The 22,571-nt window shown below is 70.5% G+C and carries 22 protein-coding genes and 1 tRNA gene; 13 read left to right on the forward strand and 10 right to left on the reverse strand.

Annotation, left to right across the window (positions count from 1 at the left end; all coding sequences use genetic code 11):
- Positions 1-26 precede the first annotated feature (26 nt).
- Genes ACIA1L_RS16640 through ACIA1L_RS16650 form a run of 3 tightly spaced genes read left to right on the forward strand, consistent with a single transcriptional unit; the run spans position 27 to position 1,941 of the window.
- Positions 27-632, forward strand: a complete 606-nt coding sequence (locus ACIA1L_RS16640) for a universal stress protein (RefSeq protein ID WP_396073571.1) — start codon at positions 27-29, stop codon at positions 630-632.
- Positions 629-829, forward strand: coding sequence for a DUF1918 domain-containing protein (locus ACIA1L_RS16645; protein WP_396073572.1), 201 nt, complete (start codon positions 629-631; stop codon positions 827-829). The genes ACIA1L_RS16640 and ACIA1L_RS16645 overlap by 4 nt, the downstream gene beginning before the upstream one ends.
- Complete coding sequence (locus tag ACIA1L_RS16650) at positions 826-1,941, forward strand: CaiB/BaiF CoA transferase family protein (RefSeq protein WP_396073573.1); 1,116 nt, start codon at positions 826-828, stop codon at positions 1,939-1,941. The genes ACIA1L_RS16645 and ACIA1L_RS16650 overlap by 4 nt, the downstream gene beginning before the upstream one ends.
- Here ACIA1L_RS16650 and ACIA1L_RS16655 read toward each other — a convergent pair.
- Entirely contained in the window at positions 1,938-3,365 is a 1,428-nt protein-coding gene (locus ACIA1L_RS16655; RefSeq protein ID WP_396073574.1) for an amino acid permease, read from the reverse strand. The two genes, ACIA1L_RS16650 and ACIA1L_RS16655, sit on opposite strands and share 4 nt — an antisense overlap.
- Before the next feature lie 173 nt (positions 3,366-3,538).
- On the opposite strand from ACIA1L_RS16655, the gene ACIA1L_RS16660 reads away from it, so the two are divergent.
- The 5 genes from ACIA1L_RS16660 (at position 3,539) to ACIA1L_RS16680 (ending at position 6,468) form a co-directional block, all read left to right on the forward strand.
- On the forward strand, positions 3,539-4,414 hold the full coding sequence (locus ACIA1L_RS16660; RefSeq protein ID WP_396073575.1) for a helix-turn-helix domain-containing protein: 876 nt from the start codon (positions 3,539-3,541) through the stop codon (positions 4,412-4,414).
- A 216-nt stretch (positions 4,415-4,630) separates the two neighbouring features.
- The gene (locus ACIA1L_RS16665) at positions 4,631-4,885 is read left to right on the forward strand and encodes a hypothetical protein (protein WP_396073576.1); all 255 of its coding nucleotides are present in this window, start codon (positions 4,631-4,633) and stop codon (positions 4,883-4,885) included.
- Positions 4,886-4,971: 86 nt separating this feature from the next.
- A complete protein-coding gene (locus ACIA1L_RS16670) occupies positions 4,972-5,625 on the forward strand; it encodes a hypothetical protein (RefSeq protein ID WP_396073577.1) in 654 nt (217 codons plus the stop codon).
- A gap of 168 nt (positions 5,626-5,793) precedes the next feature.
- Positions 5,794-6,201, forward strand: coding sequence for a hypothetical protein (locus tag ACIA1L_RS16675; protein WP_396073578.1), 408 nt, complete (start codon positions 5,794-5,796; stop codon positions 6,199-6,201).
- Positions 6,202-6,231: 30 nt separating this feature from the next.
- On the forward strand, positions 6,232-6,468 hold the full coding sequence (locus ACIA1L_RS16680) for a hypothetical protein (RefSeq protein ID WP_396073579.1): 237 nt from the start codon (positions 6,232-6,234) through the stop codon (positions 6,466-6,468).
- A 12-nt stretch (positions 6,469-6,480) separates the two neighbouring features.
- Here the strand turns inward: ACIA1L_RS16680 and ACIA1L_RS16685 are convergent, their stop codons facing one another.
- A complete protein-coding gene (locus ACIA1L_RS16685) occupies positions 6,481-8,091 on the reverse strand; it encodes a diguanylate cyclase (RefSeq protein ID WP_396073580.1) in 1,611 nt (536 codons plus the stop codon).
- Positions 8,092-8,328: 237 nt separating this feature from the next.
- On the opposite strand from ACIA1L_RS16685, the gene ACIA1L_RS16690 reads away from it, so the two are divergent.
- Entirely contained in the window at positions 8,329-9,882 is a 1,554-nt protein-coding gene (locus tag ACIA1L_RS16690) for a serine/threonine-protein kinase (protein WP_396073581.1), read from the forward strand.
- 26 nt (positions 9,883-9,908) lie between these two features.
- Here ACIA1L_RS16690 and ACIA1L_RS16695 read toward each other — a convergent pair whose 3' ends face one another.
- Together ACIA1L_RS16695 and ACIA1L_RS16700 are read right to left on the reverse strand one after the other, a co-directional pair.
- Complete coding sequence (locus ACIA1L_RS16695) at positions 9,909-10,958, reverse strand: aldo/keto reductase (protein WP_396073582.1); 1,050 nt, start codon at positions 10,956-10,958, stop codon at positions 9,909-9,911.
- A gap of 28 nt (positions 10,959-10,986) precedes the next feature.
- Positions 10,987-11,424, reverse strand: a complete 438-nt coding sequence (locus ACIA1L_RS16700) for a CBS domain-containing protein (protein ID WP_396073583.1) — start codon at positions 11,422-11,424, stop codon at positions 10,987-10,989.
- A gap of 178 nt (positions 11,425-11,602) precedes the next feature.
- Here ACIA1L_RS16700 and ACIA1L_RS16705 point away from each other — a divergent pair, with 178 nt between their 5' ends.
- Positions 11,603-12,790 carry a hypothetical protein gene (locus tag ACIA1L_RS16705; protein ID WP_396073584.1) on the forward strand — a complete coding sequence of 396 codons (1,188 nt, stop codon included), beginning with the start codon at positions 11,603-11,605 and terminating at the stop codon, positions 12,788-12,790.
- Here the strand turns inward: ACIA1L_RS16705 and ACIA1L_RS16710 are convergent.
- From ACIA1L_RS16710 to ACIA1L_RS16720, 3 genes are all read right to left on the reverse strand, one after another.
- Positions 12,763-14,568, reverse strand: a complete 1,806-nt coding sequence (locus tag ACIA1L_RS16710) for a thiamine pyrophosphate-requiring protein (protein ID WP_396073585.1) — start codon at positions 14,566-14,568, stop codon at positions 12,763-12,765. The genes ACIA1L_RS16705 and ACIA1L_RS16710 overlap by 28 nt on opposite strands.
- 12 nt (positions 14,569-14,580) lie before the next feature.
- The gene (locus ACIA1L_RS16715; protein WP_396073586.1) at positions 14,581-14,775 is read right to left on the reverse strand and encodes a hypothetical protein; all 195 of its coding nucleotides are present in this window, start codon (positions 14,773-14,775) and stop codon (positions 14,581-14,583) included.
- A gap of 164 nt (positions 14,776-14,939) precedes the next feature.
- A tRNA-Sec gene (locus tag ACIA1L_RS16720) sits at positions 14,940-15,035 on the reverse strand.
- A gap of 85 nt (positions 15,036-15,120) precedes the next feature.
- Between ACIA1L_RS16720 and ACIA1L_RS16725 the strand changes: the two genes are divergently transcribed.
- The 3 genes from ACIA1L_RS16725 to selD are packed head-to-tail and all read left to right on the forward strand — an operon-like array spanning position 15,121 to position 17,206.
- Positions 15,121-15,552 carry a hypothetical protein gene (locus tag ACIA1L_RS16725; RefSeq protein ID WP_396073587.1) on the forward strand — a complete coding sequence of 144 codons (432 nt, stop codon included), beginning with the start codon at positions 15,121-15,123 and terminating at the stop codon, positions 15,550-15,552.
- Entirely contained in the window at positions 15,549-16,208 is a 660-nt protein-coding gene (locus tag ACIA1L_RS16730) for a hypothetical protein (RefSeq protein ID WP_396073588.1), read from the forward strand. Before ACIA1L_RS16725 ends, ACIA1L_RS16730 begins: the two co-directional genes overlap by 4 nt.
- Positions 16,205-17,206, forward strand: coding sequence for a selenide, water dikinase SelD (gene selD / locus ACIA1L_RS16735; RefSeq protein WP_396073589.1), 1,002 nt, complete (start codon positions 16,205-16,207; stop codon positions 17,204-17,206). Before ACIA1L_RS16730 ends, selD begins: the two co-directional genes overlap by 4 nt.
- 27 nt (positions 17,207-17,233) lie before the next feature.
- On the opposite strand, the gene nrfD is transcribed toward selD, so the two are convergent.
- From nrfD to fdh, 3 genes are all read right to left on the reverse strand, one after another.
- A complete protein-coding gene (nrfD, locus tag ACIA1L_RS16740; protein WP_396073590.1) occupies positions 17,234-18,229 on the reverse strand; it encodes an NrfD/PsrC family molybdoenzyme membrane anchor subunit in 996 nt (331 codons plus the stop codon).
- A gap of 122 nt (positions 18,230-18,351) precedes the next feature.
- The gene (locus tag ACIA1L_RS16745) at positions 18,352-19,338 is read right to left on the reverse strand and encodes a 4Fe-4S dicluster domain-containing protein (protein ID WP_396073591.1); all 987 of its coding nucleotides are present in this window, start codon (positions 19,336-19,338) and stop codon (positions 18,352-18,354) included.
- Position 19,339: 1 nt separating this feature from the next.
- Positions 19,340-22,570, reverse strand: coding sequence for a formate dehydrogenase (fdh, locus tag ACIA1L_RS16750; protein WP_396073592.1), 3,231 nt, complete (start codon positions 22,568-22,570; stop codon positions 19,340-19,342).
- Position 22,571: the final 1 nt, after the last annotated feature.

Genomic DNA, 22,571 nt, shown 5'->3' on the forward strand with positions numbered 1-22,571 from the left:
GAGGGCGCGACCACGAGGAGTGAACGATGACCACTGGCCTCTCCGCGACAGGCGCGCGCTCCGGCGACGCCGCCAAGACACCCCTTGACCAGGTCCGGGCGGCCCGGCCCGGCGACATCGTCCGGATCGGACCGCAGGATCGGCCCGGTTCCGCCGTGGTCGCCGCGGTGGATGACGACGGCCGCTGCGGCCAGATCCTGCGGTGTGCCGCCGCCGAGGCCCACCGCCGGTCGCTCCCGCTGCGGGTCGTCCACGTGTGGGGCGCCCGACCGGGTGCGCGCGGCGGCGCCAGGATGGCCGACGCCGACCGGCTCCTCACCTGCTCCCTGTACGACCACCTGCCCGCCGACGTGGCCGCCGAGGCCGAACGGGCAATCCTGCATGATGACGACCCGGTCCGCGCCCTGACCGCGCTGAGCGCCGGCGCGGCACTGCTGGTCGTCGCGGCGCGTAGCCGGGCCGGCGAGACCGCCGAACCGGTCGGACGGACCGCCCGAGGCCTGCTGCTGGCCGCTGTCTGCCCACTCGCCGTCGTCATCCCCGCAGCGCCAGCCCGGCCCGTGCCGGCGCCGCGCGGGGCTCCCACCCATCGGTCACCGGCCCGCCCGGGCCGCATTCAGGAGGAACGATGAACGCATCGGTTGGCGATCGGCTCGTTCTGGCCGGCATCCACGTCGGCGACCCGCGGCGGGTCGGCGTGATCGTGGAAGTGCCGCATCCGGACGGCAGTCCGCCTTACCGCGTACGGTGGGCCGACAGCGACCACGATGTCCTGGTGTTCCCCGGCCCGGAGGCGCACGTGGAGCCGGCCGCGAGCCACCCGGCGTGACCGGACCCGCGCAAGGCCCCCTGGCCGGAGTCCGGGTGGTGGAGCTGGCGAGCCTGGCCCCCGCGCCGTTCGGGTGCATGATGCTCGCCGATCTGGGCGCCGATATCGTGCGCGTCGACCGACCCGGCCCGCGCGTCGCACCGGCCCCGCCGACCGGCGGCCCGCTGCAGCGCAGTCGCCGCACCACGGCGCTCGACCTGAAGTCACCCACGGGCGTCGCCGAGCTGCTACGGCTGGCCGCGCACGCCGACGTGCTCGTGGAGGCGTACCGGCCGGGCGTCGCCGAGCGCCTCGGCTTCGGCCCCGACGTCTGCCTGGCGCGCAACCCGAGGCTGGTGTACGCCCGGATGACCGGCTGGGGTCAGTCCGGGCCCCTGGCCCAGCGCGCCGGACACGACATCGACTACATCGCGTTGTCCGGCGCTCTGGAACCCCTCGGCCGAGCCGGGCAGGCCCCGCACGCCCCGCTGAATCTGCTCGGCGACTTCGCTGGCGGCGGCATGCTGTTGGCGGTGGGTGTGCTCGCCGCCCTGCTCGAACGCCAACGCTCCGGGGCGGGACAGGTGGTCGACGCGGCGATGGTGGACGGTTCGGCGCTGCTGACCGCCTTCCTGCACGGCATGCGTGGCGCGGGAATGTGGTCCGGGCCTCGCGGGACGAACATGCTGGATGGCGGGTCGCCCTGCTACGACACGTACGCGACAGCCGATGGTTTGTTCATGGCCGTGGGTGCGCTGGAGCCGGCCTTCTACGCCCAGCTGGTGCTGGGTCTGGGCCTGGACGGCGACACGTTGCCGGACCGCAACGATCCGGCGAATGCCGAGAAGTTGCGGCAGATCTTCGCCGACCGATTCGCCCAGCGGACCCGGGCCGAGTGGACCGCGATCTTCGACGAGGTGGACGCGTGCGTGACACCCGTGCTGGCCCCCGCGGAAGCACCCGCGCACCCGCACAACGTGGCCCGCGGCACCTTCACCGAGGTCGGCGGCGAGGTGCAGCCCGCTCCGGCGCCGCGCTTCGGCCGGACGCCGGCCGCTGTCCCGCGGCCGGCGCCCGACCCGGAACGGGACCGCGTCGACGTGGACGCGGTGCTCGCCGGGTGGGCTGACTAGTCCGCCCGGCCGTTGAGGTGTGAGTGCCGGCGGCTGTAGGCCAGATAGATGACGAGGCCCAGCAGGAACCAGAGTCCGAAGCGCAGCCAGGTGACCGGCGCGAGGAAGGTGATCAACCAGAGCGAGAAGAACACCCCGAGCGCCGGAATGACCGGCATCCACGGCAGCCGGAACGAGCGCGGCAGGTCGGGGCGTCGGTAGCGCAGCACGATCACCGCGATGCAGACCACGACGAAGGCCAGCAGGATGCCGATGTTGGTGAGCTCGGCCGCCTCCCGGATCGGCAGGAAACCGGCAATGATGGCGGAGGCTGCGCCGACGATCCAGGTCACCCGGCTCGGGACCCGGCGCACCGGGTGCAGGCGGGCGAACCAGCCGGGCAGCAGGCCGTCGCGGCTCATGGCGTACCAGACCCGGGTGACGCCCAGCATGAACGTGAACATGACGGTGAGGATGCCGACGATCGCACCGACCGCGATGACGTCGGCCAGCCCGGACAGCCCGACGGCGGCGAAGGCCGAGGCGAAGCCGCTCTCCGGGTCGATGTCTGAGTAGTTCTGCATGCCGGTGAGCACCAGCGTCGCTGCCACGTAGAGCACCATCGACACCAGCAGCGAATAGACGATCGCCTTGGGGAGATGCCGGCGAGCGTCTTGGGATTCTTCGGCTGCCGTGCTCATGGCGTCGTAGCCGAACACCGCGAAGAACACGGTGGCGGCACCCGTGATCGCCCCGCTGACCCCGAACGGGAAGAAGGGCTGGTAGTTCTCCGTACGGATGTAGAAGACGCCGACCGCGACGACCAGCAGGACCACCGCGATCTTGAGCGCCACCACCGCGGTCTCGAAGCGCGCCGCGGCGCGAATCCCCCGGTTCAGGAGGTACGCGATCAGCAGGCACAGCAGCACCGCGAACAGGTCCACCACGTGCCCGTCCCCGGTCCCGGGCGCACCCAGCATCCAGGCCGGCAGGTCGACGCCCAGCTCGGCCATGAGGAACGAGAAGTAGCCGGAGATGCCGATCGCCACCACGGACACGATGGCGGTGTATTCGAGGAGCAGATCCCAGCCGATGAACCAGCCGACGATCTCGCCCAGCACGACATAGCCGTACGTATAGGCGGAGCCGGCTTTCGGAATCATGCCGGCGAACTCGGCGTAGGACAGTGCGGCGGCGGCGCTGGCGACCCCGGCCAGCAGGAACGAGATCAGGACCGCCGGCCCGGCCGTCTCGTTGGCGACCGCCCCGGCCAGCGCGAAGATTCCGGCACCGATGATCCCGCCGATGCCGATGGCGGTGAGTTGCCACAGGCCGAGCGACCGGGAGAGATCCGTGTCCCGCTCGTCGCCGATGTCCTCGACCGGCTTCCGCCGGAACAGCCCCGACCCTTGGCCGAAGCCTTGCCGCGCCCGCATTTCATCCATGGGCGTCAATTTATTGCACTCGTTGATCGGGTGAAAGATGTGGCTGAGGCGCGGACGACCACTAGGATCGTGCGAATGACTGCGCATCGTCCAGTGAAGGTGCACGTTTGGATGCACGTGCATCCGGTTAAAGTCCGTAGCGAACGGACCGTCGACTGAACGGGGTGGAGCGGATGGGCGCACCGGAACCGGGTGGCGGCACCGGGCCGGTCGCCGTACGCATCCGGCTGGGTGCTCGACTGCGCCGGCTGCGCAAGCGCCAGGACATCACCCGCGAAGCGGCCGGCTGGGAAATCCGGGCCTCCGAGTCGAAGATCAGCCGGATGGAGCTGGGCCGGGTCCCCTTCAAGGAACGCGACGTCGCTGACCTGCTCACCCTCTACGGCGTGCCGGAGCACGAACGCGGCGACCTGCTGGCGCTCGTGCACCAGGCCAGCGCGCCGGGGTGGTGGCAGGAGTTCGCCGACGTCGCCCCACCCTGGTTCCTGTCCTACCTGGGCCTCGAGGAGGCGGCGACGCTGATCCGGTCGTACGAGGCGCAGGTGGTTCCGGGACTACTGCAGACCGGCGACTACGCGCGCGCCGTGATCGCCCACGGGCACACCGGAGCGACCGCCACCGAGGTGGACCGACGGGTCGCGCTGCGGCTGGGGCGGCAACGGGTGCTCCAGCGGGAGCGGCCGCCGCAACTGTGGACGGTGCTGGACGAGGCCGTGCTGCGCCGACAGGTTGGCGGCCGGGCGATCATGCGAGGACAACTCGAGGCGTTGATCAAGGCAGCCGATCTGCCCAACGTACGGATCCAGATCTCGCCGTTCCAGTCGGCCGCGCAGGCCGCCGCCGGATTGCCCTTCACGATCCTGCGGTTCAGTGAGCCGGAGCTGCCCGATCTGGTCTACCTCGAACACCTGACCAGCGCGCTCTACCTCGACAAGCCGTACGACGTGGACCACTACGCCGAGACGATGGAGCGGGCGTGCGTGCAGGCGGAACCGCCCGACCGCACACCGGCCGTGTTGCGCGGCCTGCTCGATGAGCTGGGCCGCTGATCAGCGGAGGGGTTGTCCGCCGATCGGGGTAGGCCCGACCGCCGAACCTTCCGTTTCCAGCGCAATGTGCATATGCACGTGCAGGAGCCCTTGCATCAGCGCTCGCGCCTGGTCATGCTTGGGCGCGTGCCCGGGCCACGAGGCACCGTCGCCTTCCCTGGCGACGCAGGACAACGGGGCGCCCACGGCGGGTGTGGTGACACCGAGGAGCGGTGGATGGACAGGAATCGCGGCCCAGCGGGCCCGGTCAGCCTCTTCCCCGAATCCGACTACCGCTTCGGCGCAGGCCCGCTGCGGATGCGGGTCGAGCACGTCGACTGGAACCGCCCGGTGCAGTACGACAACGACAACTGGTACGAGGTCGACGGCATCGAAGTCACTTCGGACGGTCGCGAGATCGGCCGGCGGCAGGCCCTGGTCCGCGGCCGCAGCCTCACCACCCTGCACCGCAACAGTCGCTCGCAACCCTGACCAATCCGCGCTCTCAGCAGCCCCGAACTACTGGACAGATGCGCGCAAAAGCCGCATCTACCTCTACGTCTTTCGGGGGAAAGATCGTGAGAACAGCACTCAAGATCGGCACCGCCCTGCTCATCACCGCCGCCGGCACGGCTGGCTGGGGTCAGCCCGCACTCGCCCACGACCACCCCGGCACCGGCAGCTCCGCCGGCCACGCCAACCACAAAATTGTCGCTGCGGCCCAGCTGCGGCAGCTCAACCGCTCCCATGCGTACGGCGTAGCGACCGCACGCGTGAACGGCAAGAAGGTGACGGTCTCCGTGGTGGTCAAGGGACTTCTCCGCAGCGCACCGCACGCCATGCACATCCACGCGGGCACCAAGGGCAAGTGCCCCACCGCCAAGGCCGACACCAACCACGACGGCTTCGTCAGCGTGACCGAGGGCCACCCGTTCTACGGTCACATCGCAGCCTCCCTGACCACCCGCGGCGACACCAGCCCCGCCAGCGGCCTCGCCATCGACCGGTTCCCCGCTCCGAAGAGCGGCACTGTCGTCTACAAGCGCACCATCAAGGTCGACGCGCACACCGCAATGGCTATCAAGCACCGCAACGCGGTCATCGTCGTGCACGGCGTGGACCGCAACGGCAGCGGCGTCTACGACGGCTCCGTCAAGAGCGATCTCGACCCGAAGCTGCCCATGGAGGCCACCGCACCGGCGGCTTGCGGCACGCTGCGCCCGCTGCACTGATCCGCCCGCTGCACTGATCCGCCCACTGCACTGATCCGCCGCTGCCTTGGCAGGTGCGCCGGGATCGCCCACCCGTGGTGATCCCGGCGCATGCCCACCTTTGGATAGACAGCAGTCTCGGCCCGTGGCCGGATGGCAGGACTGCGCACCGCCCGTACCGTGAAGATCATGAGCACGACACAGAACGCACGCCCCCGGCAGCTCGCGGCAGCCGGCCTGCTGGCCGGCGTCGCCGGTCTCGCGATCCTGGCGCTGGGCTGGTGGATCGTGGGCTGGGAGCCCCGGTACGACTGGGATCGCCTCACGGATGTGCAGTGGTGGATCGGCGGCGTGGTCCGGGGACTGTCCTACCTGGCATTCACCAAGTCCGGCCTCAAAGCCGCCCTCGTCCTGGTCGCCGCGATCGTCGGCGCCGTCGCGTGGCTGCGATCCCGCGGGAAAGCCCGCAGCCAGCAGCAGCCGGACACCAGCGAAGAACTGCCAGCGAACGAAGAGCAGCCAGCCGGGACCGACGCGGCGACGGACTCCACCGACTGGCCACGGCCGCCCGGATCCACGCAGGCCGGTTCCGCCTGAAACGCCGACGCCGCGGCCATACTGGGGATCATGACAACCGGCCGAGCGCCCGCGCCGATGCGCAAGTGCCCACGGTGCGGCCATCCGACCCGCGCCGACCGCATGGTGAAGGGCTACGGCCGCGACTGCGCGACCCAGCTGGGTCTCGTCGGTAAGTCGATGGACGTCGGGCACACCGGGCCGGACCTCCTTGACCTGCTGGGCGACCGCCCGCCGGTCGACGACGACCACTGCGACGGCGGGGACCGACCCGCCGATCGCCCCTAGCCGGCGAGCCGCTCAGCCAGCGGCCGGAGACAGCGTCGCCGCCGAGCTCGCGAGCTCGAGGCGGTTGCGGCCGTTGTGCTTGGCGCGGTAGAGCGCTTCGTCGGCCTCGGCGAGCAGGGAGTTGGGTGTGCCCACGCCGGTGAAGCCGGTCAGGCCCGCACTGAACGTCACCGGCACCAGGGTGTCGCCCACCAGCACGGGCGTAGCCGCGAGCCGTTCGCGCAGCGACTCGATGCGCGTACGGGCGCGGGCCGGGTCGGCGCCGAAGAGCAGCAGCACGAATTCTTCGCCGCCGTGCCGCGACACGATGTCGTCGTGGCGCATCTCGTCGGCCAGCATGCCGGCCACGTGGTTGAGCACCTCGTCGCCGACCGCATGGCCGTAGGTGTCGTTGACCCGCTTGAAGTGGTCGATGTCGATCAGGACCAGGGTGAACCCCCGGTGCTGCAGGGACACCTCGCGGTGCAGGGCCGCCATCAGGTAGCGACGGTTGTGCAGGCCGGTGAGGGTGTCCCGGACCGCCTGCTCGGCAAGGTCGGCACGAAGCAGTTCGATGGTGTGCAGTTGGCCGCGGAGCTGCTCGTTGGCGGCCTCCAGCGCGGCGCGCTGCCGGTTGACCTCGGTGGTGTCGCGCACGACGAGGGTCCAGCCCAGGTGCCCGCCGCGGCCGTCGTCGAGCACGCTGACCCGGACGTTCAGGTCGATGCCGCGGTGGTGCGCGTTGACGATGTCGTGCTCGGCGCTGGTGTCGGTCAGGGTGAGGTGACCCAGCAGCATCGCCACCGGAACGCCGACCAGCGAGTCAGGCAGCTCGGTGACGAGGCGCCGGGCGAGGTGTTCGGCCGCCGGGTTGAAGTCCAGCACTCGGCCACCCAGGTCGACGACGGTGACCGCGTCCTCGATGGTGTTCAGGATGCGGGCGTGCGCGACCGGGACCAGGTCAGCGAAGAGGCGCCGGACCAGTCCCCACAGCAGCAGTGCCGCGGAGAAGGAGAACGCCACCACCGTCGGATCCACGATCGGCACCGGCGACAGGTTCACGGCCGCGTTGATCAACGCCGGCGGGATGACGACGGTCAGCACCAGCCCCAGGACCCGCCGGTGGGCGAGCGGAGCCTGCCGCCGCGCGGCGATCAGGCGGACCAGCGAGACGACAAGCAGAATGTTCGAGTAGACGGCGTGCACGTAGAACATGGGGCCGAAGACCGGCACCGGCAGGCCGTCCATCGCCCCGACCCGCGCGTCTGCCTGCACGAACAGGTGATGCCAAGGGTTCGTGCCGACGGCGAGCAGGACCAGGGCGGGCTCGATCGAGAGCAGGGCCACCGCGCGGTACGACACCCGCCAACCACGATCCACCACAGCCCGGCACAGGCAGTAGACACCCACCGTGACCGCACACACGCCGGGAAAGATTGCCGCCTTGGCGAGCACCGTCAGCGCAGGATCGGTGGTCAGCACACCGCACAGGTCAGCGACTGCCCACACCACTGTGCCGCCGCCGATGAGGACGACAGCCCGGATAGCGGCGGTCTGCGAGCGGCGGCGCCAGCTTTCGACGGCGACCGCGAGGGCGACCAGGGCGGACAGGCCGAAGAGCAGGACGAGCGCATGCCGCCACATAGCGGGCACCACCTTCCCTCTTCGCCCTTGGTGCATCGCCGATCGGCACCGCCTCTCCAGGTGTGAGAACCACGGTTGCTCCGCACCCGACTCGCTCCTGTGAGTGGCGAGCTGGGCACCTGAAGTGACGGGCTTCCCGGTGCCCGGTCCACCTGACCGTTGAGCCGGGGCGCCCAGTGTGAAATCGAGGTAAGGTGCCTGGTCGCGTGCCGTACCACTGGTGGAAAGGAGAGTCGGATGGCCCTGCCGTTGCTGCCCGGCGATCCTCGCCAACTCGGTCGATATCAGCTGCTCGCCCGCCTCGGCCAAGGCGGCATGGGCACCGTCTTCCTCGGCGAAGGTCCCGACGGTCGCCCCGTCGCCCTCAAGGTCATCCGCCACGAGTACGCCCACGACCCGGAATTCCGGCGCCGGTTCCGCAGCGAGGTCAGCCGCGCCCAGCAGGTGCCTCCGTTCAGCACCGCCGAGGTGCTCGACGCCGACCCCGACCACGACCCGCCGTACCTGGTGGTCGAGTACGTCAACGGGCCCAGCCTCGACACCATCCTCGCCGAGAGCGGCAACCTAGCCGGCGCCGCCCTGCACACGCTCGCCATCGGCACGGCCACCGCGCTCACCGCGATCCACGGCGCCGGCGTGATCCACCGCGACCTCAAACCGGCGAACGTGCTGCTCCCACCCGGCGGCATCAAGGTCATCGACTTCGGCATCGCCCGGCCGCTCGACGTCACCGGCCACCACACGGCCACCCACCAGGTGGTCGGCACCCTCGCGTACATGGCGCCGGAACGCTTCGAGTCCGACAACGATGTCGGCACCCCGGCGGACATCTTCGCCTGGGGCGTGCTCATCGCACACGCCGCCGCCGGGCGTACGCCGTTCGCCGGCGAAACGCCGCCCGCCACCGCCATGCGCATCCTGACCCGGCCGCCGGACCTGGACGGCGTTACCGGCACGCTGCGCGACCTGGTGGAACACGCCCTCGCCAAGGACCCGGCCGACCGGCCGACCGCCCGCCAACTCCTCGACGCCCTGGTCGAAGGCGGTCCTGTCGCCGCCGCTGTGCCCCCGCCGACAGTGCCGACCCCTTCGGCACAGCATTCCCACCGCTCCCCCGGTCGGCGCCGCGCGCTGCTGCCGGCGCGCCCGATCGGCCGGATCGCGCTGGCCGCCGCGGTGCTAGCCCTGCTCGCGGGAGCCGGCCTGACGGCGAACGCCCTGGCCGAAGACCGAGCGGTGACTCCGGAGGTGCCGGTTACCGCCGCACTCGCCCCCTCGGCGACGCCGTCCGCGCCGGCCAAAGAGGCCGCAACCCGACCATCGCGGGTGCAAGGCTTCTTCGCCGGCGGGCGCAAAGCCGTCATCCACCTGTCCGAGCTCGACGACAACATCTACATCTACCCCGGCGGCGGGTCAGCCGAGGTCACCAGCGCCATCGGCGAGCTCGACGCCGAGGACGAGACCCAGTTCGCGCTCGAACCGTTCGGCGTCGACTACCAGATCAAGTGGCTGTCCCAGGATCACCCCGACCACTGTCTGGGGGTCCGCATCAATCCCGGAATCGACGCGATCCTGGTGACCGCGCCCTGCCACCAAACCGACGCGACAGTGTTCGAGGTCAGCGCCACCGGCGCGAAAGACACCGACGGCAACCCGACGTACGCCATCCTCAGCCGGGCGTACGGCGTGGTGCACTGGTCCGAGCAGGACCAGAAGATCATCGTGCAGGAAGCCGGCGACGCCCCGACCGGGGCCACCACCTTCGTCTTCCTGGACCGCGGCCCGCTCTGACGCCGAGCCGCGGCCGGGAAGCAGCGTTACAGGTGTGGTCCGAGCAGCGTGAGATCCGCCGGGGAAAGCCGATCGCGCGCCGTCTTCGCCTGATGCCAGTACGGATAGAGCAACGCCGGCGCGCTCACCTCGTCGAGTCGGGCCCGCTCCTGGTCGCTGAGGCGCAACTCCGCCGCGGCGAGGTTGTCGGCGAGCTGCTCCCGCGTCCGCGCCCCGATGATCAGCGAGGTGACTGCGGGCCGCCCGAGCAGGTAGGCCAGCGCTACCTGGGCTGCGGAGACTCCCCGGTCGGCACCGATGGCGACCAGCAGCTCAACGGTGTCGTAGAGGCGCTCCTGGTCGTACACGGGCGGTTCATTCCAATCGGTGAGCTGGCGCGAACCGGCTGGCGCGGCCACTGAACGCCGGTATTTCCCGGACAACAGGCCGCCAGCGAGCGGGCTCCACACCAGCACACCGAGCCCCTGATCGACGGCCGCCGGGATCAGCTCATATTCAGCGTCGCGGGCCTGCAGTGAGTAGTAGATCTGCTCGCTCACGAACCGCGGCGTGCCGGTGCGGTCGGCGACGCCGAGCGCCTTCATCAGCTGCCAGCCGGCATAGTTCGAGGCGCCGACATAGCGCACCTTGCCCTGCCGAACCAGGAGGTCAAGCGCTTCCAGGGTCTCCTCGAGCGGGGTCTGCCCGTCCCACTCGTGCACCTGGTAAAGGTCGATGCAGTCGGTCCGCAGCCGGCGCAGGCTGGCCTCACACCCGGCGACGACGTGGTGGCGGGACAGACCAGCATCGTTCGGGCCAGCCCCCATCGGCATCCGCACTTTGGTGGCGACCAGGACGTCGTCGCGACGACCCGCCAGCACCTCGCCGACAATCTCCTCGGACAGGCCGTCGGAATAGACATCGGCGGTATCGATGAGGTTGACCCCGGCGTCGAGACACTGGTCGACCTGCCGCCGTGCCTCGGCGACGTCGGTGGCCCCGACGGCGGCGAAGCCACCCTTGCCGCCGAAGGTCATGGTGCCCATGGTCAGGACGGAGACGCGCAAGCCGGAACGGCCGAGCTGACGATATTCCATCCGCCTAACCTATGCCGGTCGGCGCCGTTCAGACCCGTTCGCCGGTGATGTAATCGCTGAGCGCAGAGGTCTGCACTTCCAGCTCGGTAATGCGCTTCTTCACCACGTCGCCGATGCTGACAATGCCCGCGAGGCGACCGTCCGCGACCACCGGGACGTGCCGAAACCGACGCTCGGTCATCAGCTGCTCCACTTCGGCCACGTCGGCGTCCGGCGCCACCGTGCGCACCTGGGCGGTGTGGATGGCTGACACGGGCTCGCCCAGCACGGCGGCACCGCGCTCGGCCAGCTTCCGGACAATGTCCCGCTCACTGACAATGCCCTCGACGTTGACACCGTCGGCGGAAACCACGGCCGCACCGATCCGATGCTCCGCGAGGGTGGCAAGCAGGTCCTGAACGGTGAGGTCGGGGGTCACGGTGACGACTCCGTCGCCCTTGTCACGCAGGATGTCGCTGATGCGCATCGGCCCTCCAGGGTCCGCAAGGAAACTGCTGGCCCCTAACAGCCTAGAACGGAAACCGGTCCGCGGCCGAGACTCCGGCCGGCGAAGATCGGAAAAGACCGATCCCGCGCGCCCGGTGACGGCGCCGCGCTGCGGCGCTAAGTTGCTTTCGGTGTCGCACTCCTGACTGGGAGGCCGAATGAGCCGGGACAGCGAGTCAAGAACCGTCACGACGAGGTTCGTCTGGTTGCCGCACGGCTCTGCCGCGGGCTGGCTGCTGCTGCACCGTACGGTGCAAGGTCACGGCCTCGACACCGACGAGTTCTGGCGGTCCGAACGGATCCCCCCCGGCGTGACACTCTCCGGCACCCTGCCGGACTCCGCACCCGAATGGCGCCGGCTGGTCACCGGGGCGCCGGTGCCGTTCCTGCTCTGGCCGTTCTTCCTCGCCGCAGTGACCGACCGGGAGCTGCCCACAGTGCACGAGCAGATCGTCCGGTCGCTGATTCGCCCCATCGCCGAGATCAGCGCCGAGGTGGACGGTGCGGCCGGCGGCGCCACGGCGCCCCGCCTCGCGCTCGCCCACGATCCGTTCGGCCCGGACCCGGCCAACCTGGAACTCGGCGAGGGCTGGTCCGTCGCCCCACTCGGCCCCGAAGGCCGGCGCGAAGCGCTGCTCGCCGCGGTCGCCGCCCGGCTGCCGCCGGCGGGAATCGCAGACTCGACCGGTCCGGTGCTGGTGCATCGGTTCGCTGCCAGCCCGTACCCGCCCGAGTCCTCCCCTGCGGGTCTCGGCGAAGTGCTCGCCCGGGAGCCGGTCCGGCGGGCCGTTGCCGGGCTGCTGGCCGATCCCACAGCGGCGGATCCCCGGCGCATGGTGGAGGCCGTGGTGCAGGAGCACGGGTGGTTGCTGCGACCGGAGCCGCTGCCGCTCACACCCGGCCAGCCCGCCCGAGGTTTTCTCGGCCGGCTCGTGCTCTTCTGCGACGAAGACAGCACCCTGCACCGGATCGCCACCACGCCGGCCTGTGCGGACGTGCTCCGTCGGCGGGACGGGCTGGCCGCTGACGTGGCCCGGCACCTCTGCCCCCTCGACCCTGTCGATGACGCGGACGGGGCGTTCCAGGCGGTGCTGCGCGACCTCCCTGCGGAATGGGACACCGCTTTGCCGGGTACGCCCGGACTCGGCCCGCCCGCCTGGGACGAGATCACCACGATCACCCGCGACGACAGTGCACCCGGCGGGCACGGCCTGCCCCGGCAACGCGGGCCGGTCGAGATCAGCCACGTCGAACTCGTCGACAGCAACGGCCGGCACAGCTGGCGCATCGACCTCACCACGCCGCACCGAACCGGACATCAATCCGGCGGCGCGGACGGGTCGTGATATCCCTCGTTGGTGCGTTCGCGGCGCAGATACGCTTCAGCGCGGCGGGCAAGAGGGCCGTCCTCAGCGGCGAGTCCGGCATACATGGCGGCGACCGTGCCGGACTGCTGGCCTGGCGGCACGAGAGGAATCGCCGGGTCAACCACCGCATCGACGACGACCGGGCGATCGGCCGACAGAGCGGTCTCCCACGCGGCGTCCAGGTCGCGGGGTGTCGTGACCCGGATGCCGCGCAGGCCGAGCAGCTCGGCGTAATGCGCGTACGGCACCCCCGGTAGGCGCTGCGAAGCGGCAAAGCGCGGCTCGCCCTCAGTCTCCCGCTGCTCCCAGCTGACCTCGGCGAGATCCCGGTTGTCGAGCACACACACCACAAACCGCGGATCAGCCCAGTCTCGCCAACGGGCGGCCACCGTCACCAGCTCGGCCAGCCCGCTCATCTGCATGGCGCCGTCCCCGGTGAGCACTACCACCGGCCGGTCGGGGGCGGCCAGTTTCGCGGCGATACCGTACGGGATGCCACACCCCATGGACGCCAGCGTGCTGGACAGGTGCGCGGGTACGCCGGGCGGCAGCCGCAAGTGCCGGGCGTACCAGTAGACGACCGAGCCCACGTCCACAGCGACCTGCGCGTTGCCTGGCAGCCGCCCGGCCAGCGCGCGCACCACGTACTGCGGGTTGAGGGGTTCGGCCGACGCGGCGGCCCGGGCCCCGGCGATCTCGTGCCAGTCCCGCACCCGTTCCTCGACCCGCGCCCGCCACGTGCGGTTGGTGGTGGGCCGCACTTCGGCCAGCAGCGCGCGTACGGTCTCCGCGGCGTCACCGAGCAACGGCACCTCAATGGGATACCGGACACCCAGCCGCCGGCCATCGATGTCGATCTGAACGGCCCGGGCCTGCCCGGGCGCCGGATAGAACTCGGTCCACGGGTCGTTCGTGCCGACCAGCAGCAGCGTGTCGCACTCCTTGAGCAGGTCGGCGCTGGCCGTCGTGCCCAGATGCCCCATCACCCCGGTGTGGTACGGCAACCGTTCGTCGAGCACCGGCTTGCCCAGCAGGGAAGCGGTCACGCCGGCACCGAGCCGGTCGGCGAGTTCCACGATTTCCGCGGCGGCGCCGTACGCGCCCTGGCCGATCATGATCGCCACCCGCTGACCGGCTTCGAGCACGTCGGCGGCTGCGCGGATGTCCTCGGCGCAGGGCAGCACCCGGGCGGGCCGCAGGCCCGGACTCGTGATCATGATCCCGTGCTCGTGCGCTGTCGGGTCCGGCGCCGGAGCGGTCTGCACGTCGTGCGGCAGGATCACATAGGTCGGGCTGCGGGTGGCAAGCGCTGTCCGAAACGCCCGGTCAATGAGCATCGGCAGCTGCTCCGGAACGGCTGCTACCTGCACAAACTGCGCACACACGTCGGCGAAGAGCCGACCCAGATCGATTTCCTGCTGATAGGCGCTGCCCAGCACCGACGATGTCTGCTGCCCGACGATGGCGACCACCGGCTGGCTGTCGAGCTTCGCGTCGTAGAGGCCATTGAGCAGGTGCACCCCGCCCGGCCCCTGCGTGGCGAGACACACTCCTGGCCCGTCGGAATACTTCGCCTGCGCGACGGCCATGAACGCCGCCGCTTCCTCGTGCCGGGCCTGCACGAACTCGGGGCGGCCAGCCTGCCGCAGCGCGCCGAGCACCGGGTCGATGCCGTCCCCGGAATAGCCGAAGACCCGCTCGACACCCCATTCCGCAAGCCGCTGCACGAGCAGGTCTGCCACCGTGCGCTGCGCCATCGTGCTCTCCCGTCAGTGGCTGACTGCGCGCTTCTTGTGCCGCCCGAAGTGTCCCTGCACCGTGTCGGCGCCTCGCCGCAGCAGCCGGGTGCCGCGGGTCGGCCCGTGTCGGGCCTCGAGAACGTCGCTGAGCTTCCGGGCTCCGGCAGCGGCCAGCGGCACAGCTACCGCCATCAGCACGTAGCGGCGGATCAGTGCGAAAAGCATGGCGGAACTCCCTCGGGGACGGCGGTCTTCTGGGCCGTATACCCGGGAAAAGCCAGCTACACCCGGATGAGCCGGTCGCTCCCTGCAAGCGAGGGGAGGCGATCACGTCGCAGGACGACAGGTGTCGATCCCCGCACGGCCACATCCGCTGGTGAGGCGCTGGTTGGCGGAAGCGGACGGGAATCGAACCCGCCTGACCCGGATACCGCGTCACGCCGATGTTGAAGATCGGGAGGGGCACCAGCCACCTGAACGCTTCCGCCGATCACCCTAACCAGCGCCGCGGTGCGGGCCGCTGTCACCCCGGGGTTGACACAATGCGGCGGCGTCGGTCAGACTCACCACATGCCAACTGTCAACCCGGGGGTGACAGCCGAGTGGGGCGCGGTTCTCGCCCACCGGCCGGACGATCAACGGGCCGCTGCCGAGCTGCGCTTCACGGAGAGTGGCCTGGCGCCCGAGACGGTGAAGGCCGTCCTGGACGACGGCGGTGACGCGCTCTATGCCGCCGCCTCCAGCAACCAAGACGGGTGGGCCGTCCAGTTCGGCGGGCCCCTCGCGGTCGCGCTGCTTGCTGCGGAAATCAGTGCGCTGGCTGCGCACCTCAATTCTCGGGCATCCGCCGTACGGGCCGCTGCGGTGGAGGAGCTGCTCGACGAGTTCAGCGCCGTGACCGTGGCCGCCCGACTCGGCGTGTCCCGGCAGAAGGTGTACGACATCTGCCGGGGCAATCTCGGCGCCGACTTCATTCGCCAGGTGCCCTGGAGGCAGCCATGACCGGTGTCACCGAACTCGTCGATCTGCCCGATCCGCAGGTGCAGCCGCTCGTGCACCCGCTCGACGTGCCCGCTGCCCGGCGGGCGTTCCGCACGCACTATCTGATCAGGACCTGCACCAGCCCGACCGTTGCCGTCCTCGCGGCAGGCGCGCTGGAGTTCGTCACCCGGGCGTATGTGGGCCCGGTCATCGCCGCAGCCGCCATCATCGTCTTCGGGGCGCTGGCCGCTCGGCACCACGAGGAGGCGGCCTGGGCGTTCATCCCCCGCAAGCGCCAGGACCGGGGGCGGCCGGTGCCGGTGTGGTGGCAACTCGCTGCGGGCGGCCTGGTGTCCGCGCTGCTCATGGCGGCGGTGCTGCTGGTGGCTTTCCGGCTCGCCGAGTCGGATGTGCCGGCGGATGTCCGGGCGTACACCTTCGGAATGGTCGTCGGCACTGCCGTTCTGGTCCTGATCGACCTGGTCCGCCGTCCGCAGATCTTGCCCGGCGCGCTGGCCGTCGTCGGGGGCACCGTCGCGACGGGGTTCGTCCTGTTCGACCGGGTGGCCGAGGCAACGTCGGCGCTGGTGGCCGCGGGACTCGGCACGATGCTCGTCCTGGGTGGAGTGGCCCAGGTGGTCGAGCACTTCCAGCGGCGTGCGAAGGTGCGGCAGTGACAACGAAGCGCCTGACCCAGTACGCGCACGGCGGCGGCTGTGCCTGCAAGATCCCGCCCGGCGAGCTTGAGGCGGTGGTCGCGGGGCTGACCGGGCCGGCAGCGCCACAAGGGCCCGGTGAGCTGCTGGTCGGGCTCGACGACGGGGACGACGCCGCGGTGGTACGGCTGTCCGGCGGGATGGCGGTGGTCGCCACAGCCGACTTCTTCACGCCGGTGGTGGACGACCCCTACGACTGGGGCCGGATCGCCGCCGCCAACGCCCTGTCCGACGTGTACGCGATGGGCGGCGCCCCGATCGTCGCCGTCAACCTGCTCGCGTGGCCCCGCGACGTGCTGGGCATGGAACTCGCCGCCGAGGTGCTGCGGGGCGGCTTGGACGTGGCGCGGGAAGCCGGTTGCCACGTGGCGGGCGGGCACAGTGTGGACGATCCGGAACCCAAATACGGTATGGCCGTCACCGGGGCCGCCGACCCGGACCGGCTGCTGCGCAACGACGCCGGGGTGGCCGGAGTGCCGTTGACGCTGACCAAGCCGCTGGGCATCGGCGTGCTCAACACCCGGCACAAGGCGACCGGTGAATCGTTTCCGCAGGCCGTTGCGGCGATGACGCAGCTCAATCGGGCAGCGTCCGAGGCTGCCCTCGCTGCGGGGGCGGTGTGCGCCACGGATGTCACGGGCTTCGGGCTGCTGGGCCACCTGCACAAACTCGCTCGGGCCAGCGGCGTGACGGCCCGCATCAATGCCGCCGCCGTACCGTTGTTGGACGGGGCACGGGAGGCGCTGGCTGCCGGGTTTGTCAGTGGCGGGACGCGGCGCAACCTTGACTGGGTGCGCCCGCACGCCGACGTCGGCAGCGGCTCGGAAGACGATTTGCTGCTGCTCGCGGACGCGCAGACCTCGGGCGGTCTGCTGGTTGCCGGCGAGGTCCCCGGCTATCCGGTGGTGGGTGAGCTGATCGCGGGGCGAGCCGACGGCGCGACGCTCGAAATCCGCTGAGCTAGAGCGTCCGCTTGCTCGGCAGCGTCAGGATTCGAACGGGTCCGTCTGCTGAGCGGCGGCAGAACCGGACGGCGGTGGTCCGGCCCCGTCGAGAGCGCGGCGGGCGAGGCGCTCGCGCTGCGGAACGACGGTGTACTTCGGATCCTTGGCCGAGGCCACGCCGCCGTCGAAGACGCCGAACCGGGTGGCGAGGGATGCCCCTAGCAGGGACAGACCCGCCGCCGCGGATACGACCCGGCTGCGACGGCCCAGCAGCGCGCCGACAGCTCCAACCGTGGACAGCACCCGGGCGGCGCGCAACAGTTTGCCGGCCTTGCCCGCCCGATAGGGCTCGCTCAGGATGCCCTTGGTGGTCTCGATGCGGTGCATGGCATACAGCTCGAGGGCCGCGCCGCACACCGCCATGCGACGGGCCGGGCCGGCCTGAGCGGTCGGTGCGGCAAGCAGGCCCACTGCGGCGCCGCTGGCAAGCGCGCTGCCCGCAAAGACAAAAGGCAGCTCCGGGTACGCCTCATGCCAGCTGGGCGTCGCAGTATCCGCAAGCAACACCGCCGTGTACGTAGCCAGCGCGGGCGCGAGGGCAGCCGCCCCGGTCTGACCGACCCGGCCCAGCGCAGGTAAGGCGCGGCGTGCCAGACCCAACGGGCCGGTGGCGGGCAACAACGGCGTGGCTTCCGCGGCGGCCGCCACACCAGCCGCGGCTCCGAAAGCGCTGAGGATCCACGTACCCATCGACATGGGAGAGGTGGGTTTCGCGACCCGCAGCATGTTCGCGAAGCGCTCGGGACGGCCAAGATCGTGGATCAGGAAATAGGTGCTCGCACCCAGCGCACCCAGCGTGGTCAGCCGGCCGGCGCGGCGCAGCGCGGGCCGGCGGGTGGCGTCGCCACCGGCGGCCAGGAGGGCGGAACCGGCCGCGAGACCACCGGTGAACAGGTACGCGGCGATGTCGTGATGCCACACCGGCGGCTTGACGATCGGCCGCCCGTAGTAGGACTGGAACTCCGCGGGCGGCACCATCGCGCGATCTCCCCGGCCCCCACCACCCCGGCGTTTCCGATCACCCCGACCGCCGGGCTGTCGGCCCAGCCCGCCACCGGGACGGGGATCCTGTGCGGGGTGTGGTGGGTGCTCGTGGGGTGTCATGGGCGCCGTCCCGCGAAGGACACGACCGCGGCGGCGGCCATGGTGAGCGCGGCGAGGCCTGCGCGTTTCCACATAGCTTTGAGGTCGCGGGTTCCGACGACCGGGTCCGGGGGCAGGCCGTAGACCTCAGGCTCGTCCAGCAGCAGGAAGAAAGCGCCGTCACCACCGACGCCGTCGTTCGGATCGTGCCCGTAGAGACGGGCTTCGGCGACGCCCTGACCGTGCAGGTTCTCGAGGCGGTGCCGGGCGCGGTCGCGGAGCTCGTCCAGTTCGCCGTACTGAATGGAAGCGGTGGGGCACGCCTGGGCGCAGGCCGGGGTCAGGCCGTCGCCGATCCGGTCGTAGCAGAGCGTGCATTTCCAGGCCCGGCCGTCGTCCTTGCGCTGGTCGATGACGCCGTACGGGCAGGCGGGGATGCAGTAGCCGCAGCCGTTGCAGATGTCCTCCTGCACCACCACCGTGCCGAACTCGGTGCGGAACAGGGAGCCGGTGGGGCACACGTCGAGGCAGCCGGCATGGGTGCAGTGCTTGCAGACGTTGGACATCATCAGCCACCGGAAATCGGTGCGCGGAGCGTCGATGGTGCGACCGGGCAGGTCCGACATCGGCATCCCCAGGAAGTGCTTGCCAGCGCCGACAGGATCCGCCAGCAGATCGGGCGCGGCCAGAGCGGCCGGGACATCGGGCGCGGGCGGGGCGGGTCGGTCGGCGGGCGGGGTGCCGCAGCCGGCGGCGGGCTGCTCGATGAAGGCGACGTGGCGCCAGGAGTTGGCGGTGAGGCCGCCGGTGTTGTCGTAGGAGGTGCCGAGCAGGTTGAAGCCGTCGTCGGGGACGAGGTTCCATTCCTTGCAGGCCACCTCGCACGCCTTGCAGCCGATGCAGACGCTGGTGTCGGTGAAGAAGCCCATCCGCGGTGGGGCGTCCACGTGGCCGGCGTCGGGTGCCGGGTCCAGCGGCCCGTAGAGGCTGTTCGGTCCGGCCATCTCAGTCACCCCCTTGCAGGCCTGCGCGCTCGCGGTAGCTTCGCACGTACGTGAGAAGGTCGGGGCCGGTGGGTCGACGGCCCGGCTGGATGTCGCAGGTGCCGACCTTGCTCTCCTGGATGAGGACGTTCGGGTCGAGGGTGATGCCGATCAGGTCGTTGGCGGAGTCGCCGGTGACGAGGCCCTCGCCGCCCCAGTGGTACGGCAGCCAGAGCTGGTGCACGACCCGGTCTTCGATGCGCAGTGGCCGCAGGCGCTCGGTCACCAGGACCCGGGCCTCGATGGCAGCCCGTGCGGTGACGATGTGCGCCCAGCCGAGGTGGTCAAGTCCGCGTTCTGCTGCAAGCGTCGGGGACACCTCGACGAACATCTCCGGCTGCAGCTCCGACAGGTACGCGAGTTGGCGGCTCATCGCCCCGGCGGTGTGGTGTTCGGTGAGGCGGCTGGTGCTGAAGACGTACGGATAGACCTCGGCTTGGCGGCCCGGGGCGCTCGGGTTGGTCAGGTTGTCGGACCGGTCGTAGACCTTGCGGGTCGGGTTGGCCTGCTGCTCGGGGTAGAGCGGGTTGCGCACGCCCGATTCGGCCGGCTCGTAGTGGGTGGGCAGCGGACCGTCGATGAGGCCGGTGGGCACATAGAGCCAGCCCTTTCCGTCGCCCTGCATGATGAATGGGTCGTCGCCGGCGAGCGCGGCCACTCCGGTCGCGTCCGCGGGCGGTCGGTAGGACGGCGGCTTGGTCTTCTCGAAGTCGGGGACGTCGTAGCCGGTCCACTCCCCCGCCTCCGGGTCCCACCACACGTATTTCTTGCGCTCGGACCAGGGCTGGCCGTCCGGGTCGGCGGACGCGCGGTTGTAGAGGGTGCGGCGGTTGGCGGGCCACACCCAGCCCCACTCCCGGGCCACCCAGTCCTGCTCGGTGCGCGGTTTGCGGCGGGCCGCCTGGTTGACGCCGTCCGCGAACACTCCGGTGTAGATCCAGCAGCCGCCGGCGGTAGACCCGTCCGGCTTCAGTTCGGCAAACCCCGACAGCAGCCGCCCGGTGGCGACCTCAAAACCGTTGATTTCTTTGAGTACAGCCTCAGCGTCGGGTTCGTCGCCACGGGGGCCGTGGACCGGGTAGTCCCAGGTGAGGTTGAGCAGCCCCTGGTCGCGGGCGGCGGTGGAGCCGGACAGTCGCTCCCGCAGGAGGTTGCCCAGGTGGTAGAAGAACCACAGCTCGGAGCGGCAGTCGCCCGGCGGTTCGACGGCTTTCTCGCGCCACTGCAGCATCCGCTGGGTCTGCGTGAACGTGCCTTCCTTTTCGACGTGCGAGGCGGCGGGCAGGAAGAAGATCTCGGTCTTGCACTGCTCGGGCACGATCTCGCCGGTGGCGACCTCGGGGCCGTCCTTCCAGAACGTCGCACTCTCGATCATGAACAGGTCGCGCACGACCAGCCAGTCCAGGTTGGCCATGCCGAGTCGTTGGGCGCGACCGTGCGCGGAGCCGACCGCGGGGTTCTGGCCCAGCAGGAAGTAGCCCTTGATCTTGCCGTCGATCATGTCGAGCACCTGCTGGTAGGTGCCGTGGTCGCCGGTGAGTCGGGGCAGCCAGTCGTAGCCGAAGTCGTTCTCGGCGGTGGCGGCGTCGCCGAAGTAGGCCTTGAGGAGGCTGACCGCGTACGCCTCGGCGTTGGCCCAGAAGCCTTTCTGCTCCGGGTGTCGAATCTCGTCGACCCACTGCCGGAACGTCTCGTGCTTGGTGTGGTGTGGCATCGGCAGGTAGCCAGGTAGCAGGTTGAACAGGGTCGGGATGTCCGTCGAACCCTGGATGCTGGCGTGCCCGCGCAGCGCCATCACGCCACCGCCCGGGCGACCCATGTTGCCCAGGAGCAGCTGGATGATCGCGCCGCTGCGGATGTACTGCACGCCGACGCTGTGCTGGGTCCAGCCCACCGAATAGACCAGTGCCGTGGTGCGCTCGCGGCCGGAGTTCGCCGTCCACGCCTCGCAGACCTCGAGAAACTTGTCCTGCGGCACACCGCACAGCCGCTCGACGGCCTCCGGGGTGTAGCGCGCGTAGTGCCGCTTCAGCACCTGATAGACGCAGCGCGGATCCTGCAGCGTCGGGTCGCGGAGCACGTCGGCGGGGACCGGCGCACCGTGCGACTCGTGTTCCTGCCCGGCCGCGGTCTCCCGGTCGGCGTGCGACTCGTCCCGGCTCTGACCGTGCTGCTGCTGGCCCGCGTACTGCCAGCTGCTCTGGTCGTACGTGCGGGTCTCGGGGTCGTAGCCGGAGAACAGGCCGCCCAGGTCCTCGGTGTCCTGGAAGTCCTCACTGACGAGCATGGACGCGTTGGTGTACGCGAGCACGTACTCCCGGAAGTCCTTCTCGTTCGTCAGGATGTAGTTGATCACTCCACCCAGGAACGCGATGTCAGCCCCGGCGCGCACGGGCACGAAGGTGTGCGCCAGCGCGCTGGTCCGGGTGAACCGCGGGTCGATGTGGATAACCTTGGCGCCGCGGTTCTTGGCCTCCACCACGTATTGGAAACCCACGGGGTGGGCTTCCGCCATGTTGGAACCCTGGATGATGATGCAGTCGGCGTTAGCCAGATCCTGGAGAAATCCGGTGGCCCCGCCACGGCCGAAGCTGGTCCCCAGACCGGGAACGGTGGCGGAGTGTCAAATCCGCGCCTGGTTCTCGATCTGCATGGCGCCCAGCGCGGTGAACAGCTTCTTGATGAGGTAGTTCTCTTCGTTGTCCAGCGTGGCGCCGCCGAGGCTGGAGATGCCCGTCGTGCGGTGCAGCGGCCGACCCTCATCGTCGCTGTCCTGCCAGGTCTGCTCGCGGGCAGCCAGAACCCGGTCGGCGATCATGCTCATCGCCGTCGGTAGGTCCAGCTCTTCCCACTCGGTGCCGTACGGCCGCCGGTAGCGGACCGTGCGCTGGCGGCGGTCACTGGTGACCAGGCTCTTGCTCGCCGAGCCCTTCGGACACAGGCGGCCCTTCGAGATCGGGCTGTCCGGGTCGCCTTCGATCTGGACGACTTTGCCGTCCTTGACGGAGACCCGCTGCCCGCACCCCACCGCGCAGTACGGGCAGACGGATCGAGCCGTGGAATCGGCGGTCTCGGTGCGTGCCGTGAGACTCCTGGACCGGCCGGACTGGGCCGCGGCGCCGCGGCCCAGCGGGTCGGGCCCGGTGAGCTGGCGGTAGACCGGCCAGTCCCGGATCCAGGTACGGACACCCATG

This window comes from Actinoplanes sp. NPDC051859, assembly GCF_044452725.1.
Taxonomy (GTDB): domain Bacteria; phylum Actinomycetota; class Actinomycetes; order Mycobacteriales; family Micromonosporaceae; genus Actinoplanes.